Raw genomic sequence first — 15,645 nt, forward strand, 5'->3', positions numbered from 1 at the left:
TGCGCCAACCATCAACCCATCCCCAGGAATTGACGGGGAGTGATGCATTCCGGCCTCTCCCTCACGCTCCGCGCCCAACGCGCCGATTCCGCGGGCGTGCGCGCGTGACTCCGCCCACAGATCACCCGTTGTCCTCTTATGAGCCGGGTTCTCTTCTCCGGCGCCCATCCCCGAGTTCGAGGAGCCCTCCAGTGCCGCGCATGCTCGACGTCAGCGATGACGTACGCGCCGAGATCGGTGACGAAGAAGCCGACCGGCTGGTCGCGGGCGAGAACGCCCCGGGCAGTTACGACTGCACCTCCTGCCGCACCCCCGGCGACACCGCCCAGGAGCGCACCAGCACCGTGCTGTTCGTCGGGGACGAGACGGCGGTCCTCGCCTTCGCCCACGCGAGCTGCATCCCCTCCCAGGTCGTCTCGGTCTCCGAGGAGCAGCTCCAGGGCGCAGTCCGCAGCATCACCGGCGACAACGGCGGCGTACCGCAGCCGCAGCCGGTCCCCACACCGCACGGCCCGGACGGCCTGACGCCGGCCCCGCGCACCGCCGACGACTTCCGGTCGGCGCCGCTCCACGACGAGGACTTCAGCCTGGAACCGCACCAGGAGGAGGACTTCCACCTGGAACCGCGGCAGGCCGTCATCGGCGTGACCAGTGGTCTCGTCCTGGTGAGCGGCCAGCTCTTCCCGGCGCTGGTCGTCGAGCCGACCGGGCCGATCGCGCGGCCGGGCACGGACGGCCCCGGCGACGAGTTCCTGCCGCTGCTCATCGAGCAGGGCTTCATGCCGGTGCACGACGTGGAGAACGTACCCGCCCAACTCCCCGGCTGGTCCGTGCTGCTGGCGATGGGCCAGCTCCACGCCATCCTGATGCCGGGCACCGGCGGCGGCCAGCCGGTCTCGTGGTGGCAGGCGCACCAGCCCATGCTGGTGACCGAGAACTGGCGTACGGCCGTGAACCGCTCTTCCAAGGTGCTGGTGTTCGCCGCCCCCGTGGGCGCCATCGGTCAGCAGCCGCGGGAGGACCTGCTGCGCGACGCCCTGGACAAGGCCGCTGCCCGTGGAGAGCTGGTGGCCGCCGTCATGCCGCTGGCGGGCACATGACCCGGACCCCGGAGGGCGGGCCGGCGAACGGCGGGCCGGCGAACGGAAGACACCGTTCCATCCGGTCAGCCGTTCCCCTCACACCGCGCCGATCAGGGGGTTTCGGGGCGCGGCCGCATCCGAGCGGCGAGGAGGTCGTTGGCACCTATGTGCACGCATATGACCCCCCTGCCCGAATTCCCTACCAGGGCCACATCCCCGGCATGCGTCATCCTCACGACGCGCGACCGGCGAGCGGCCACCAGTCGGCCACGCCCATCTACGACTCGCTGTATGCCGAGTACCGCCGCTCCTTCAAGGCGCTGCCCGGCGACCGGTCCGGCGAGGAGGACCTCGGGTTCAAGCCCTTCGGCAACCGTGAGCCCCGGGGCTCGTGGGAGCGCGCCGATGGCTGGGACTCGGGCGCGCGGGGACAGCACCGCGCGGGTCCGCCCGCTCTGCCTCCCGCGCAGCGCGACAACCGCAAGCACGGGCTCTGACGTCCGGCCGGTCCTCTGCGCGTGGTGTAGCGGTGATGAGGCACGTGCCGTGAGGCCGTGCCTCGAACGCGCGGTGGGTCCCAGGACTCCGCGGTGTCCGAGGACTCCGTGCTGTCAGAGGACTCCGCGGTCTCCGGGGACGCGAGCCCGGTCCGAGGAGACGCGGTGCCGTCCGTGGACGTACGACCGTAGCGGGCGCCCCGTGCCGCCCGCCCGGTCGCCCGGCCGCTACTTCTTGCGTCCCCGCTTCTCGCGCACCCGTACGGAAATCTGGATCGGGGTGCCCTCGAAGCCGAACTCCTCGCGCAGCCGCCGCTCGATGAAGCGGCGGTAGCCGGCCTCGAGGAAGCCGGAGGCGAACAGCACGAAACGCGGCGGCCGGGTCCCGGCCTGCGTCCCGAAGAGAATGCGGGGCTGCTTGCCGCCGCGGATCGGGTGCGGATGAGCCGCCACCAGCTCGCCGAGGAAGGAGTTGAGCCGCCCGGTCGGGATGCGGGTCTCCCATCCCGCCAGGGCGGTCTCGATCGCCGGTACGAGCTTCTCCATGTGGCGCCCGGTGCGCGCGGAGACGTTGACCCGCGGCGCCCACTGGACCTGCACCAGCTCGGTCTCGATCTCGCGCTCGAGGTAGTAGCGGCGCTCCTCGTCCAGGTTGTCCCACTTGTTGTACGCGATGACCAGCGCGCGCCCGGCCTCGACGGCCATGGTGATGATCCGCTGGTCCTGGACGCTGATGGTCTCGCTCGCGTCGATGAGGATGACCGCAAGCTCCGCCTTCTCGACGGCGGCGGCGGTGCGCAGTGAGGCGTAGTAGTCCGCGCCCTCCTGGAGGTGCACACGGCGGCGGATGCCGGCCGTGTCGACGAACTTCCAGGTCCGGCCGCCCAGTTCGATCATCTCGTCGACCGGGTCGCGGGTGGTGCCGGCCAGTTCGTCGACGACCACACGGGCCTCGCCCGCGACCTTGTTGAGCAGAGACGACTTGCCGACATTGGGGCGGCCGATGAGCGCGATCCGGCGGGGGCCTCCGACACCCCCGCCGAAGGTCTGGGCCGGGGCCTCGGGAAGCGCCTTGAGGACCTCGTCGAGCATGTCGCCCGTACCCCGGCCGTGCAGGGCGGAGACCGGGTGGGGCTCGCCGAGGCCGAGGGCCCAGAGCGTCGCGGCGTCGGCCTCGCCGGAGGGGCCGTCGACCTTGTTGGCGCACAGCACGACGGGCTTGCCCGCCCGGCGCAGCAGCTTGACCACGGCCTCGTCGGTGTCGGTGGCGCCGACCTGTGCGTCCACCACGAAGACGACGGCGTCGGCCGCCTCGATCGCGAACTCGGCCTGGGCCGCCACGGACGCGTCGATGCCGAGGACGTCCTGCTCCCAGCCGCCGGTGTCGACGAGCTTGAAGCGGCGGCCCGACCACTCGGCCTCGTACGTCACGCGGTCGCGGGTGACGCCCGGCTTGTCCTCGACGACGGCCTCGCGCCGTCCGATGATGCGGTTCACCAAGGTCGACTTGCCGACATTGGGGCGCCCGATGACGGCGAGTACGGGCAGCGGACCGTGACCCGCGGCGGCGAGGTCGCCCTCGACCTCCGACGGGTCGAAGCCCTCGTCTGCGGCGAGCTCCATGAACTCCGCGTACTCGGCGTCGCCAAGCTCACCGTGCTCGTCGCCGGAGTGGATCTGGTCGTTCATGAAGTCTGTTTCCTCGTCGTCCATCAGCCGTGGCGACCCCGTACGGATCACCAGGTCAAGTCTCGCCTAGCGTCCGGTGGAACGCCTGGCGTTTTCCAGGTGCGCGGTCAGCCGCTCCTGTATGCGCACCGTGGCCTCGTCCATGGCCTTGCGGGTGCGCCTGCCGCTGCCGTCCCCCACCGCGAACGGTGCACCGAAGACCACATCGACCCGGCCGCGCAGTGGCGGCACAGCGCGGACCAGCCGGCTCTGCCGCTCGGTGCTGCCGAGCACTGCCACGGGCACGATCTGCGCGCCCGAGCGCACCGCGAAGTACGCGAGTCCGGCGCGCAGCGAGGCGAAGTCGCCCTCGCCCCGGGTCCCTTCCGGGAAGATCCCCAGGACGCCGCCGCGCTCCAGTACGCCGAGGGCACGCGTGATCGCGGTCCTGTCGGCGATCGTACGGTCCACCTCCAGCTGCCCGATACCGCGGAGGAACGGGGCGAGCGGACCGGTGAACGCCTCCTTCTTGATGAGGAAGTGCACCGGCCGGGGTGTCGTACCCATCACCATCGGGCCGTCGATGTTGTGGGAGTGGTTGATCGCCAGGATGAGGGGGCCGGTCGCCGGGACCTGCCAGGCTCCCAGCACGCGCGGTCTCCAGAATCCGCGCATCAGGCCGATGCCCAGTCGGCGGCCGGCCGCCGCGCCGCCCGCACTGGGCAGCGTGTCCGAACTGGTCACGCGTTCCGCTTCTCCTCGACGAGCGTGACGACGCACTCGATGACCTGGTCGAGGGTGAGCTCGGTGGTGTCCACCTCGACCGCGTCGTCCGCCTTGGCCAGCGGCGAGGTCTTGCGGCTGGAGTCGGCGGCGTCGCGCTTGGCGAGCGCGGCCTGCGTGGTCACGAGGTCCGAGGCCTCTTTGCCCTTGAGCTCTCCGCTGCGGCGAGCGGCCCTGACCTCCGCGGAGGCAGTCAGGAAGATCTTCAGGTCCGCATCCGGCAGGACGGTGGTGCCGATGTCGCGGCCCTCGACGACGATGCCGGGGGCGGCGGCCGCGGCGATGGCGCGCTGCAGGCCGGTGATCCGGGCGCGCACCTCGGGTACCGCGCTGACGGCACTGACGGCGGAGGTCACGGACTGCGTACGGATCGGGCCGGAGACATCCGTGCCGTCGACGGTGATCGTCGGGGCGGACGGGTTGGTGCCGGACTCGATGACGGGCTTGTCGACGACGACGGCGATCGCCTGCGGGTCGCTCACATCGATGTCGTTGGCCAGCATCCACCAGGTGATCGCCCGGTACTGGGCGCCGGTGTCCAGGTAGCCGAAGCCGAGCTTGGCCGCCACGGCCTTGGACGTGCTCGACTTGCCCGTCCCTGCGGGGCCGTCGATGGCGACAATCACCGATGCCGGTGCGGTCCTGGCGGCGGTTTCCACGGTGACGAACACCTCTCCTGTGACACGGGGCGGATCTGCTCAGGGCGACAAAGCCTTCGGACAAGGTTACCGACTGTCGGGACCGCCTCGTGCAGCCCTCCTCCGGCCTCTCCGCGGCCGGTGCCGGGGCGGTCGCGTACGGTGCGGCACACCTCGTACGCATGATGCTCCGCTCCGTGACGACGGCCAGGTTCCGTCCCGGCCGGTCGTTCCCGCAGGACGTTCCCGCCGGTCGTTCCCGCAGGACGGCCGCTACCGCCGGATCGACCAGCCCCGCTCCCTCAGGGCGCTGGTGAGGACCGGGGCCGCCGCGGGCTCGACCAGGAGCTGGATCAGACCGGACTGCTGCCCGGTGGCGTGCTCGATCCGGACGTCCTCGATGTTGACGCCCGCGCGCCCGGCGTCGGAGAAGATCCGGCCCAGTTCGCCCGGCTGGTCCCCGATGAGGACGGTGACGAGCTCGTACGTGGCCGGGGCCGCGCCGTGCTTGCCCGGCACCCGTTCCCGTCCCGCGTTCCCGCGCCGCAGCACGTCCTCGATACCGGTCGAGCCGTCCCGCCGCTTGACCTCGTCGGCGGACTGGAGGGCGCGCAGCGCCTGGACCGTCTCGTCGAGGTCGGAGGCGACGGCGGCGAGGACGTCGGCGACGGGCCCCGGGTTCGCGGACAGGATGTCGATCCACATGGCGGGGTCGGAGGCGGCGATCCGGGTCACGTCCCGGATGCCCTGGCCGCACAGCCGTACCGCCGCCTCCTCGGCACGCTCCAGCCGGGCCGCGACCATGCTGGACAGCAGCTGCGGGGTGTGGGAGACGAGGGCGACGGCCCGGTCGTGGGCATCGGAGTCCATCACCACCGGAACGGCGCGGCAGAGGGCGACGAGTTCCAGCGCGAGGTTGAGCACCTCGGTGTCGGTGTCCCGGGTGGGGGTGAGCACCCAGGGGCGCCCCTCGAAGAGGTCCGCGGTGGCGGCGAGCGGGCCCGAGCGCTCCCGCCCGGCCATGGGGTGCGTACCGAGGTACAGGGTCAGGTCCCCGCCGAGGGTCTCCAGCTCGCGGCGCGGCCCGCCCTTGACGCTCGCCACGTCGATGTAGCCACGGGCCAGCCCGCGCTGCTGCGCATCGGCCACGGCACGGGCGACGTGCGCGGGCGGCACGGCCAGCACGGCCAGGTCGACCGGCCCCTCCGGCTCCTCATCGATGCCCGCACCCATCGCCGCGGCCGTACGGGCCTGCGCGGGGTCGTGGTCCATGAGATGGACGCGGACGCCGCGCCCGGCCAATGCGAGCGCGGCGGAGGTACCGATGAGTCCGGTGCCGATGACGAGAGCGGTTCTCACTGGGCGATGTCCTTGCGGAGAGCGGCGGCTGCGCCGAGGTAGACGTGGGAGATCTCGGACTTGGCGAGCCCGGTCTCGACGTGCGCGAGCACGCGGACGACGCGCGGCATGGCGCCGGCGACGTCGAGTTCCTGGGCGCAGATGAGCGGCACGTCGACGATGCCGATCTTGCGGGCCGCGGCCGCGGGGAAGTCGGCGTGCAGATCGGGCGTGGCCGTGAACCACACGCTGATGAGGTCGTCGGCGGAGAGACCGTTCCGCTCCAGCACGGCAGTCAGCAGCTCGCCGACCTGGTCGTGCATATGGGTGGACTCGTCCCGCTCGAGCTGGACGGCCCCACGGACCGCTCGTACCGCCACGTCGTCGCTCCCTCGTGCTGTCCCGCCACAGTTCGGATCTGCTGCGACCAGGGTAGTCAGCCGTCCTGCCCGGCAGCCCGGGCGACCGCTTCGCGAGACAGCCGGGTAGGGCCCGCACCATCGATGGGGCGTCGCCGGGACCGGCCGGGGTCGGGGTCTCCCCCGCACCCGCGACCGGACGTGGCCCCGGACGCAGCCCCGGGCCTACCGGGGACCGGCCGCGATGCTCAGAGCGATGACGGCACCGCACGCGGCGGAGATCAGGATGATCAGCAGAACACCGGCGTATCGGCCGACCGCCCGCACGACATCGATCACTTGCCCCACCCCCGTACGGTGTCGTGGTTGCGGATCGCCAGACGGGCACTCAGCTCTTCTCGTGCCGTGAGGGAGCGGACCCGGTCCGGCCGCACGTCCCATTCCGTGCCGCCGTTGACCGGCCGGAGCTGGATGGATCCGCCGAGGGTGCCCATGACGATCCCCACGCGACCACTGGAGGTGTCCTTGGCCAGGTCGCCGACCACCGGGCCCAACTGGCCCCGCAGCGGCTGCGATTCGGTCACGGGGCCACGCCGCCGATCACGTCGGCGAGCTTCAGGGCGATGTCCGGCCGGACGCGGCCCAGCTCGACGAGGTGCACGTCCCCGATTCGGTGATCGTCGACACCCAGGGACGGCAACGTGACACCGATGCGCCTGAGTGCGTCCCGCAGAAGGTCGACCGCGTCGTCCGCCTCCTGATACGCCACGTCGATGTGGCCCCGTACGCCGCCGTCCGGTTCCTGCCCGCTTGGCCCGAGGTACGTCACTGTGCTGTCCATTTCGTTGCATCCGAGCGGCCCGGTCCGCGTGACCGTCCGTTGACTCTCTGCTCACGAGCATCGGCGAGTAGCGGTACGCTCACCAGGGGTATCGACTTGAATACGGGCGCCGGAAAGTGGGGAATCAGCTTTGCCGTCCAAGGAGTTGGACCCGTCGGTCAGCGTCGCTCACCTCCTCGGGGCCAAAGTCCGCAGGCTGCGTGAGACCGCTGCCCTGACTCAACGGGAGCTGGGCGACCGCGTGTTCGTCTCCCACACCCGAATCGCCAAGATCGAGCTGGCCACGGACCCGCCCGGCGCCAAGCTGACGGACCAGTTGGACGAAGCCCTCAACGCCGGCGGAGCCCTCATTGAGCTGTGGCCGCACATGACCCACAGCCCCTACCCGGACTTCTCCCGGCGCTTCATGGAATTGCAGGGCAACGCGACCGTGATCCATGAGTGGACCCAGGTGGTGCCCGGCCTGTTCCAGACCGAGCGCTACGCGCGGGCGATGCTCCGTGCCGGACAGGTCTATGGGGACTGGGACCTGGAGGAATCCGTCGCGGCCCGACTCGACCGGCAAGCCATCCTCGGCGCCGACAGTCCACCCTGGATCTGGACCATCCTGGACGAGGCGGCTCTCTATCGGGCTGTGGGCAACCATGAGGTCATGGCCGAGCAGCTCGATCATCTGATCCACGTAGGCCGAAGCGAACGCGTGACCGTACGGATCTGCCCCAGAGACAGGGTCGACCCAGCAGCCATGAGTGGCTCGATGACGCTTCTGACCCTCCAGGACGGGACCCGCGTCGTGTACCTCGAAGGCATCAAGTCCGGGGCTCTGAGCGAGGAACCGGACGATGTCGCACGTCACAGCGTCGTCTACGATCGCCTGGGCGCGAACGCACTGAGCCCTGCAGCGTCAACGGACTTGATTCGCACGGTGATGAAGGAGCATTACGCATGCGCGCCGAACAGCCGGACCTGAGCGCCGCCACCTGGCGCAAGAGCAGCTACAGCAATGAGTCGGGCGGCAACTGCATCGAGGTGGCCGATGGGTACGACGCGGTTCCGGTTCGCGACTCCAAGGACCCCGAGGGTCCCGCGCTGGCCTTCCCCGCCGACTCCTGGACCGCCTTCGTCTCCGCAGTGAAGGCCGGAGAGTTCTGAACCCAGCGGCTCACGGGCCCCGCTCTCGGCCGAGCGCGGGGCTCATCCCTTTCGGCGCTTCTGACCAGGAAGGAACAGCCCACCGTGGAACCGCTGGACGGACACTGACACCTCGTATGGTGTTGCGCATGATCTTCCACGTGGTCCCGCTCGACGCCTGGCTGGCCGTCCCCGAGCGCCCGTACGCCCCTGCCACGCTCGCCGACGAGGGCTTCGTCCACTGCTCCCCCGACGAGGCCACCACCGTCGCGGTCGCCGACGCCTTCTACCGCGAGGCGGTCGGCCCGCTCATGGTCCTTCTCATCGACGAGGAGTTGCTCGACGCACCCGTCCGCTGGGAGCCCGCCACCTCCCCCGCCCCGCCCGGTGTCGCGCCCGGGGTGCTCTTCCCGCACGTCTACGGCCACATCAACCGCTCCGCGGTGGTCGGGATGATGGAGGTCCAGCGCGAGGCGGACGGTCATGCCACGGGGCTGGCGCTCTGGTCCTGAACTCGGGTCTGACACGATGACGGCCGTGCCGCAGCTCCCCCTGACGCCCGAGGCGCTCGTCCGCGACCACACGGTCTACGCGTGCGTGATGGGCTCGCGCGCGTTCGGTCTCGCCACCGAGGACAGCGACACGGACCGGCGCGGGGTGTACGTCGCCCCCACGCCGCTGTTCTGGCGCTTCGGCAAGCCGCCCACGCATGTCGACGGCCCGGCCGAGGAGCAGTTCTCCTGGGAGCTGGAACGCTTCTGCGAACTGGCCCTGCGGGCCAACCCGAACGTGTTGGAGTGCCTGCACTCCCCGCTCGTCGAGCGGCTGGAGGCCACCGGCCGCGAACTGGTCGCCCTGCGGGGCGCGTTCCTGTCCGCGGAGGTGCACCGGACCTTCGTCCGGTACGCGACGGGACAGCACCGGAAACTCCGGGCGCATATCGACCGGCACGGATCGCCGCGCTGGAAGCACGCGATGCATCTGCTGCGGCTGCTCGCCTCCTGCCGGGACCTGCTCACCACCGGAGAGCTGGTCCTCGACGTCGGCGCGGAGCGCGAGCGGCTCCTGGAGGTCAAGCGCGGCGAGGTGCCCTGGCCCGAGGTCGAGCGCCGGATGCGGACGCTGGCCGGCGAGGCCGATGCCGCGGCCTTGACGACTCCCCTCCCCGCCGAGCCGGACCGCGCCCGCGTCGAGGACTTCCTGATCCGGGTGCGCCGGGCGTCAGCCGCGGCCAAGCCTGGCCCGCACGAGCAGGTCGTCGAGCGCGTCGTACGCCCCCGGGGCGTCCGGTAGGCGGGATGCGGCCTGTTCCGCGTCGAGGACCGCGTGCAGGGCGTCGACGTCGCGGTCGGCACCGGCCGCCACCTCCTCCGCCGGGGCGTGCTCGGCGTGCACCTTGGCCGCGATGCCGTCGGTGAGGCGTGCGGCCGGGGCCTCGGCCACCTCCTCGGCGAGGGTGGGCAGATGGGCCACGGTCTCTCCGCTGCGCAGGAGATGGATCCCGGTCAGCAGGGCCCGGAAGGTGTAGAGCAGCGGCTTGAGTTCGCCCGTCTTCTCATGGAGGCGCCACTGCGTTCGGGCGAACCCCCGGTAGTGGTGGGCGTGGTGCGTGGTGACCACCGCGGGGGCGAGCGCGACGAGTTCGGCGTGCGGGGGCGAGGTGTGCACGATCAGCGGGGACAGCAACTGCTCCAGCACGTAGCCGTTGCGACGCAGCATCAGCCGGACGAACTTCCGCAGATCGTGGGTGACGACGTCCGTCTCCACGCCGTCACGGTCCCCGGTCCGGGTGCGGGTCTCCTCGGCCTCGCCGAGACCGACGAGGTCGCGTACGGGGAGCAGATGGGCGCCGCGGATGTCGATGTCGGAGTCGCGGGACGGGAACCCGTAGAGATGCGCCCCGGAGACCGTGGCGAACACCGGGTCGCGGCCGTGCTCCGCCACCACCGGGCGCAGGTCGGTGAGCGGCACTCCCGCCGCGCGCAGCCGCTCCGCGGACGCGGCGGGCGGTGCTACGGCCTCGTACGGGTGCGTCACCGGAAGTCCCAGATCGCGGCCAGGGACAGAAGTTCGCTGCGGTACTCGACGCGGTCGGCCCACCGCGACGGCCAGATGTCCAGGCCGTGATGGGCTCCCGCGAACGCGCCCGCCAGGCAGGCGATCGAGTCCGAGTCCCCGGAGGAACAGGCGGCCCGGCGGAGAGCGGTGACCGGCTCGTCGGGGAAGAGCAGGAAGCACAACAGGCCGGTGGCGAGGGCTTCTTCGGCGATCCAGCCCGCACCGGTGGCAAGGCACGGGTCGGCCTCCGGGTCGGGGCGGCGCAGTGCCTCGTCCAGCCGGTCGAGCACGGCCAGGCAGTCGTCCCAGCCGCGCTCGATGAACGCGACGGGCGAAGGGTCCTGGGCGTGCTTCCAGAGGTCGCCGAGCCAGCGCTCGTGGTACGTGCCACGGTGCTTGTGCGCGTACTCCCGCAGCAGCGCGGGCAGTTCGGCCGGGGCGCCGCCCTCGGCGAGGAAGTGGACGGTGTGGGCCGTGAGGTCGCTGGCCGCCAGTGCGGTGGGGTGGCCGTGGGTGAGCGCCGACTGGAGCTGGGCGGCGCCCGCGCGCTGCTCGGCCGACAGGCCGGGCAGCAGACCCACGGGTGCCACCCGCATGTTGGCCCCGCAGCCCTTGGACCCGACCCGGCTGGCCTCCTGCCAGGGCAGCTCGCCATGGCTGAGTTTCTGGCAGGCGTCGAGGCAGGTCATGCCGGGCGCGCGGTCGTTGTCCGGCGAACGCCACCAGGTGACGAACTCCGCACGCACCGGCGGTTCCATGCGCTCCGGCGTGAGGGGGCCGCGGTCGAGGACCGTACGGAGTCCCTGCCCCAGCGCCAGGGTCATCTGGGTGTCGTCGGTGACGAGGGCGGGTTCGGGCAGGTCCATCTCCCGCCAGGGGCCGCACGAGGCGAGGATGGACGGCACGTCGCTGAACTCCGTGGGAAATCCCAGAGCGTCCCCCAGCGCCAGCCCGATCAGACTTCCCGCGGCAGCCTGCCTCACAACGTCCGCCCCCCTCATCGCACTTAGCGTTATGGTGACGATAACTCTACAGGTCCACCTCGCGCATCAGCATCCCCACCTCGGTGTTGGTCAGCCGCCGCAGCCAGCCCGACTTCTGGTCGCCGAGCGGGATGGGCCCGAAGCTCGTCCGCACCAGCCTGTCGACCGGGAAGCCCGCCTCACTGAGCATGCGGCGCACGATGTGCTTGCGGCCCTCGTGCAGAGTCACCTCGACGAGGTAGTTCTTGCCGGTGTTCTCGACGACCTTGAAGTGGTCCGCCTTGGCGTACCCGTCCTCGAGCGGGATGCCGTTCTTCAGCTGCTTGCCGAGGTCGCGCGGGATCGGCCCCTGGATGGCGGCCAGATACGTCTTCTGCACGCCGTACCGGGGGTGGGTGAGGCGGTGGGCCAGCTCGCCGTGATTGGTGAGCAGGATGAGGCCCTCGGTCTCGGTGTCGAGACGCCCGACGTGGAACAGGCGCGTCTCGCGGTTCGTGACGTAGTCCCCGAGGCACTGCCTGCCGTCCGGGTCCTCCATCGTGGAGACCACCCCGGCGGGCTTGTTGAGCGCGAAGAACAGATACGACTGGGTGGCGACGGTCAGCCCGTCGACCCTGATCTCGTCCTTCTCCGGGTCCACACGCAGGCCCTGCTCGGTGACGACCTGGCCGTTCACCTCGACACGGCGCCGGTCGATCAGCTCCTCGCACGCCCGGCGGGAGCCCATGCCGGCGCGGGCGAGGACCTTCTGCAGCCGCTCGCCCTCCTGCTCGCCGAATGTCTTCGGCAGCTTGACCTGCGGCTTGTCGTGGCGTGCGCGGTTGCGCTCCTCGATCTGGGCCTCGTACTCACGCGGTCGGGCCGGAGTGGAGCCGCGGCCCCGGCCGCGCCCCTGTGCAGGCGGGCCCCCCTTCTTGCCGGCGCCCGGCTTGCCTCCGCCCTGGCCGCCCCCGGCGTCGTGGCGGCGCTCCTCGGGACGGGGCCGGCCCGTGCGCTTCTGCTTGTCGTCGCGGCCGCTGCCTGCCCCCCGGGGATTCCGGTTGCCACTGCTGCCGCTGCTGCCGCTGCTGCCCCTGCTGTTCCTGCCACTGCTTCGCATCAAATATCCGTCTACGAGTGCCTGCTGTCGTCCGCGCCGGTGTCCGGCGCGTCCGGATCGAACGACGGCACGCCTTCCTGGGACTCACCCTCGACCGCGTCCACCTCCGGGAGGAAGGGGGCGAGCTCGGGGAGCTCGTCGAGGCCGCGCAGGCCCATCCGCTCCAGGAAGTAGTTCGTCGTCCTGTACAGGATCGCACCTGTTTCCGGTTCCGTGCCCGCCTCCTCGACCAGACCACGCTGGAGAAGGGTGCGCATGACGCCGTCGCAGTTGACGCCGCGTACGGCCGAGACCCGGGAACGGCTCACCGGCTGGCGGTACGCGACCACGGCCAGGGTCTCCAGCGCGGCCTGGGTGAGGCGGGCCTGCTGGCCGTCGAGGACGAAGCTCTCCACGGCGTCCGCGTACTCGGGCCGGGTGTAGAAGCGCCAGCCGCCGGCGACGAGCCGCAGATCGAATCCACGGCGCTGCACCGTGTACTCGTCGGACAGCTCGCGCAGGGCGTCCGCGACGGCCCGCCGGGGGCGCTCCAGCACCTTGGCGAGGTGCTCCTCGGTGGCGGGCTCGTCGACGACCATCAGGACCGCCTCCAGGGCGGGCTTGAGGTCCAGCTCGGCGACGGCCGAGGTGCCGGCGGGGGACGGGTCGGCGGCGGCCGCACCGGGCTCCTGCGGCTCGTGGGCCCCGTCGGCGGTTTCCGTGTCGTACGCCACGTCGTACGACACGTCGGGGGCGGAGGTCTCGTCGGGGGCGGCGATGTCGTCGGTGCCGGCGATCTCGTCGGAGGCGGCGATCTCGTCGGAGGCGGTCGGCGCGGGAATGGCGAGCGCCACATCGGCGTCAGAGGGACCGTCCGTGCCGGACGGCGCGGGGATGCCGTGGGGCACGTCAGGGTCGGCCGGCGCGGGGATGGCGGGCGCCACGTCGGTGCCGAGGGGCTCATCGGTGCCGGGGGCCACGTCGTCGCTGCTCATGCGTTCTCTTTCTCCTTCTCGGCGGCCCGCTCGCCCGGAACCTGGTCGAACTCGTCCGTGACCACCGGCTCCCGCCCGTCCTCCCCGCCGGTCCAGCGGACCATGAGCGACCCGAGGGCCTCCTCCTGGTCCAGGACGACGGCACGTTCGCGGTAGAGCTCGAGCAGGGCGAGGAAGCGGGCGACGACGGTGAGCGTGTCGGGGGCGTCCTCGATGAGCGTCAGGAAGCTCGTCTCGCCCACGTCCCGCAGCCGCGCCACCATGACCTCGGCCTGCTCGCGGACGCTGACCAGCGGCGCGTGGATGTGATCGACGTACACCTGCGGCTTGGCCTTCGGCTGCATCGCCTTCACGGCGAGCTTCGCGAAGCCCTCGGGGCCGATGCTGATGACGACCTCGGGGAGAAGCTCGGCATGGTGCGGCTCCAGGCCCACCGTACGGGGATGGCGCTGCGCCTCGGCGGCCAGCCGCTCGTTGAAGATCTCCGCGATCTCCTTGTACGCGCGGTACTGCAGCAAGCGCGCGAACAGCAGGTCGCGTGCCTCCAGGAGCGCGAGGTCGCCCTCGTCCTCGACCTCGGCGGCGGGCAGGAGCCGGGCGGCCTTGAGGTCGAGCAGGGTCGCGGCGACGACGAGGAACTCGGTGGTCTGGTCGAGGTCCCAGTCGGCGCCCATGGCACGGATGTGCACCATGAACTCGTCGGTGACCTTGGAGAGTGCGACCTCGGTGACGTCGAGCTTGTGCCGGGAGATGAGCTGGAGGAGGAGGTCGAAGGGGCCTTCGAAGTTGGCCAGCCGCACGGTGAAGCGCCCACTGGGCTCCTCACCGCCGACACCGGCGGCGTGCGTGCCGGCGTGCGGCACATCGCCACCGTGCTGCGCTGCGCCGCCGGACACCGCGTCGGAGCCGCCCCGCTGTGCGGCGACGCTGTCCGGCGAAGCGGCGCCGGTTCGCTCCCCGGCGCCGGGCAACTCCTCGGCGCCGGGCTGCACATCGGCGCCGGGCTGCGCGCCGGTGCCCTGCCGCGTGGCGGTGCTGCCCGGCGCATCGGTGCGGGCTCGCTCCTCGACACTCGGATGTACGACGTCGTCGCGCTGCCCGTCCTCGGTCGCCGACGCTTCGCCGACAGCCTCGGTTTCGGTGCCGGTGCCGGTGCCGGTGCCGGTGCCGGGTGAGTCGGCGGGTGCAGCGAGAGCAGCGGACCTGGGTACGACGGAGGCGCCCGGCGTGGCGGGGCCGGTGACGTCCGGCGCGGCGACCGGCGGTGCTTCTTCGGCCGTGCCGAACGGCTCGGCACCATCCTGCGAGGCGTCGCCGGGCATGAGGGCTGCGCTCCCGCGGACGGACGCTTCCCCGGACAGCGCACCGTACGTGGCTCGGGCGGGCGCTTCGCCGCCCTCGGAGGCGGCATCCGCAGAGGGCTCGTCGTACCCGCCCACTTCGCCTGCGGAGAGACCGTCTCCGGTCTCATCCCCCGTCGGCACTCGCCCGCGTACGGACACCGGCTCCTCCGGGACACCGGGTGCCGGTGGTTCGGCGACAGGTGCCGGTGGTTCGGCGATCGGTGCCGCGGTGACGGCAGCTGTTGTCACACCCGCAGCGCCGGAGGCGGAGGGGTCCCGCTCGGCGGACGTCTCCACCCGCCTCTCCTCGTGTCCCTCCTCCGAGCCGTGGCCGCTGGGATCGCCGTCGCGCGGCGCGGGCGCGGCGCCTCCCGACTCCTCGGCAGGCGGCGGCTGGGGGCCGGCGGCAACGGAGGTGCCGTGGTCACCGTCGGAGGACTCGTGCCCCGGCTCGTACGCGGAGCCCTGCTCCTGCTCGTACCCGGGGCCGTGGCCCGGCTCGTACGCGGAGCCCTGCTCCTGCTCGTATCCGGGCCCGGGCTCCTGCTCGTGCCCCGGTGCGGACGCCTCGTGGTCCGGCCCGGGTACGGCCGGTGCGGGCGCCGGGGACGGCGTGGTCGTCCCCGGGCCGCGGCCCAGGCTGCGGCGGGCGGGGCGGGGGGCGGAGGCGTCGTTCGTCGGCATTGCGGTCCAGGGTCTGGGGTTCCCCGACGGAAGCCGGGGCGGGGTCACCGGGGCCGGACGCCGGAGACCGGCCCGCGGAATCGGCAGATTACCTCCCGCGGCCCGCCTACGGGGTCAGGCGGCAGCGGTCGGCCGGGGCATCGGCGACCGGCGGAGGTCACGGCAGC

At 71.9% G+C, this 15,645-nt stretch carries 18 protein-coding genes; 6 read left to right on the plus strand and 12 right to left on the minus strand.

The window, feature by feature from the left end; genetic code table 11:
- Window positions 1-191 precede the first annotated feature (191 nt).
- On the plus strand, window positions 192-1,100 hold the full coding sequence (locus tag ACGFNH_RS08140) for a hypothetical protein (protein WP_393652180.1): 909 nt from the start codon (window positions 192-194) through the stop codon (window positions 1,098-1,100).
- A 203-nt stretch (window positions 1,101-1,303) separates the two neighbouring features.
- Window positions 1,304-1,579 (plus strand): hypothetical protein, encoded by a 276-nt coding sequence (locus ACGFNH_RS08145; protein WP_393652181.1) that lies wholly within the window; start codon window positions 1,304-1,306, stop codon window positions 1,577-1,579.
- A 228-nt stretch (window positions 1,580-1,807) separates the two neighbouring features.
- On the opposite strand, the gene der is transcribed toward ACGFNH_RS08145, so the two are convergent.
- The 7 genes from der to ACGFNH_RS08180 all read right to left on the minus strand — a co-directional run bounded on the left by der (window position 1,808) and on the right by ACGFNH_RS08180 (window position 7,206).
- Window positions 1,808-3,268 carry a ribosome biogenesis GTPase Der gene (gene der, locus ACGFNH_RS08150; protein ID WP_393652182.1) on the minus strand — a complete coding sequence of 487 codons (1,461 nt, stop codon included), beginning with the start codon at window positions 3,266-3,268 and terminating at the stop codon, window positions 1,808-1,810.
- Window positions 3,269-3,334: 66 nt separating this feature from the next.
- Complete coding sequence (locus ACGFNH_RS08155) at window positions 3,335-3,922, minus strand: lysophospholipid acyltransferase family protein (RefSeq protein WP_393652259.1); 588 nt, start codon at window positions 3,920-3,922, stop codon at window positions 3,335-3,337.
- A 65-nt stretch (window positions 3,923-3,987) separates the two neighbouring features.
- A complete protein-coding gene (gene cmk / locus ACGFNH_RS08160) occupies window positions 3,988-4,701 on the minus strand; it encodes a (d)CMP kinase (protein WP_393652183.1) in 714 nt (237 codons plus the stop codon).
- A 240-nt stretch (window positions 4,702-4,941) separates the two neighbouring features.
- Window positions 4,942-6,027 (minus strand): prephenate dehydrogenase, encoded by a 1,086-nt coding sequence (locus ACGFNH_RS08165; RefSeq protein WP_393652184.1) that lies wholly within the window; start codon window positions 6,025-6,027, stop codon window positions 4,942-4,944.
- Complete coding sequence (gene aroH, locus ACGFNH_RS08170; protein WP_393652185.1) at window positions 6,024-6,386, minus strand: chorismate mutase; 363 nt, start codon at window positions 6,384-6,386, stop codon at window positions 6,024-6,026. The genes ACGFNH_RS08165 and aroH overlap by 4 nt, the downstream gene beginning before the upstream one ends.
- A gap of 314 nt (window positions 6,387-6,700) precedes the next feature.
- On the minus strand, window positions 6,701-6,949 hold the full coding sequence (locus ACGFNH_RS08175) for a hypothetical protein (RefSeq protein ID WP_393652186.1): 249 nt from the start codon (window positions 6,947-6,949) through the stop codon (window positions 6,701-6,703).
- Window positions 6,946-7,206 (minus strand): hypothetical protein, encoded by a 261-nt coding sequence (locus ACGFNH_RS08180; RefSeq protein ID WP_393652187.1) that lies wholly within the window; start codon window positions 7,204-7,206, stop codon window positions 6,946-6,948. The genes ACGFNH_RS08175 and ACGFNH_RS08180 overlap by 4 nt, the downstream gene beginning before the upstream one ends.
- A 130-nt stretch (window positions 7,207-7,336) precedes the next feature.
- On the opposite strand from ACGFNH_RS08180, the gene ACGFNH_RS08185 reads away from it, so the two are divergent.
- From ACGFNH_RS08185 to ACGFNH_RS08200, 4 genes are all read left to right on the plus strand, one after another.
- A complete protein-coding gene (locus tag ACGFNH_RS08185) occupies window positions 7,337-8,176 on the plus strand; it encodes a Scr1 family TA system antitoxin-like transcriptional regulator (protein WP_393652188.1) in 840 nt (279 codons plus the stop codon).
- Entirely contained in the window at window positions 8,152-8,358 is a 207-nt protein-coding gene (locus ACGFNH_RS08190) for a DUF397 domain-containing protein (RefSeq protein ID WP_393652189.1), read from the plus strand. The genes ACGFNH_RS08185 and ACGFNH_RS08190 overlap by 25 nt, the downstream gene beginning before the upstream one ends.
- A 128-nt stretch (window positions 8,359-8,486) precedes the next feature.
- Window positions 8,487-8,849 carry a DUF952 domain-containing protein gene (locus ACGFNH_RS08195; protein WP_393652190.1) on the plus strand — a complete coding sequence of 121 codons (363 nt, stop codon included), beginning with the start codon at window positions 8,487-8,489 and terminating at the stop codon, window positions 8,847-8,849.
- 40 nt (window positions 8,850-8,889) lie between these two features.
- Window positions 8,890-9,630 carry a DNA polymerase beta superfamily protein gene (locus ACGFNH_RS08200; protein ID WP_393652260.1) on the plus strand — a complete coding sequence of 247 codons (741 nt, stop codon included), beginning with the start codon at window positions 8,890-8,892 and terminating at the stop codon, window positions 9,628-9,630.
- Here the strand turns inward: ACGFNH_RS08200 and ACGFNH_RS08205 are convergent.
- The 5 genes from ACGFNH_RS08205 to ACGFNH_RS08225 form a co-directional block, all read right to left on the minus strand.
- On the minus strand, window positions 9,559-10,323 hold the full coding sequence (locus ACGFNH_RS08205; RefSeq protein ID WP_393652261.1) for a DNA polymerase beta superfamily protein: 765 nt from the start codon (window positions 10,321-10,323) through the stop codon (window positions 9,559-9,561). The two genes, ACGFNH_RS08200 and ACGFNH_RS08205, sit on opposite strands and share 72 nt — an antisense overlap.
- A gap of 47 nt (window positions 10,324-10,370) precedes the next feature.
- Window positions 10,371-11,396, minus strand: a complete 1,026-nt coding sequence (locus ACGFNH_RS08210; RefSeq protein WP_393652191.1) for an ADP-ribosylglycohydrolase family protein — start codon at window positions 11,394-11,396, stop codon at window positions 10,371-10,373.
- A gap of 28 nt (window positions 11,397-11,424) precedes the next feature.
- Window positions 11,425-12,477, minus strand: coding sequence for a pseudouridine synthase (locus ACGFNH_RS08215; RefSeq protein WP_393652192.1), 1,053 nt, complete (start codon window positions 12,475-12,477; stop codon window positions 11,425-11,427).
- A gap of 11 nt (window positions 12,478-12,488) precedes the next feature.
- The gene (gene scpB, locus ACGFNH_RS08220; protein ID WP_393652262.1) at window positions 12,489-13,088 is read right to left on the minus strand and encodes an SMC-Scp complex subunit ScpB; all 600 of its coding nucleotides are present in this window, start codon (window positions 13,086-13,088) and stop codon (window positions 12,489-12,491) included.
- Window positions 13,089-13,447: 359 nt separating this feature from the next.
- Complete coding sequence (locus ACGFNH_RS08225) at window positions 13,448-15,478, minus strand: segregation/condensation protein A (RefSeq protein WP_393652193.1); 2,031 nt, start codon at window positions 15,476-15,478, stop codon at window positions 13,448-13,450.
- Window positions 15,479-15,645 lie beyond the last annotated feature (167 nt).

This window comes from Streptomyces sp. NPDC048639 (assembly GCF_043199075.1).
Lineage (GTDB): Bacteria > Actinomycetota > Actinomycetes > Streptomycetales > Streptomycetaceae > Streptomyces.

What these genes read in the sequence shown, in the direction of transcription:
- ACGFNH_RS08145 (WP_393652181.1), top strand. Translation starts at nt 1,304, where the DNA reads ATGCGTCATCCTCACGACGCGCGACCGGCGAGCGGCCACCAGTCGGCC.
- der (WP_393652182.1), bottom strand. Translation starts at nt 3,268, where the DNA reads ATGAACGACCAGATCCACTCCGGCGACGAGCACGGTGAGCTTGGCGAC.
- ACGFNH_RS08155 (WP_393652259.1), bottom strand. Translation starts at nt 3,922, where the DNA reads ATGCGCGGATTCTGGAGACCGCGCGTGCTGGGAGCCTGGCAGGTCCCG.
- ACGFNH_RS08180 (WP_393652187.1), bottom strand. Translation starts at nt 7,206, where the DNA reads ATGGACAGCACAGTGACGTACCTCGGGCCAAGCGGGCAGGAACCGGAC.
- ACGFNH_RS08190 (WP_393652189.1), top strand. Translation starts at nt 8,152, where the DNA reads ATGCGCGCCGAACAGCCGGACCTGAGCGCCGCCACCTGGCGCAAGAGC.
- ACGFNH_RS08195 (WP_393652190.1), top strand. Translation starts at nt 8,487, where the DNA reads ATGATCTTCCACGTGGTCCCGCTCGACGCCTGGCTGGCCGTCCCCGAG.
- ACGFNH_RS08210 (WP_393652191.1), bottom strand. Translation starts at nt 11,396, where the DNA reads ATGAGGGGGGCGGACGTTGTGAGGCAGGCTGCCGCGGGAAGTCTGATC.
- ACGFNH_RS08215 (WP_393652192.1), bottom strand. Translation starts at nt 12,477, where the DNA reads ATGCGAAGCAGTGGCAGGAACAGCAGGGGCAGCAGCGGCAGCAGCGGC.
- ACGFNH_RS08225 (WP_393652193.1), bottom strand. Translation starts at nt 15,478, where the DNA reads ATGCCGACGAACGACGCCTCCGCCCCCCGCCCCGCCCGCCGCAGCCTG.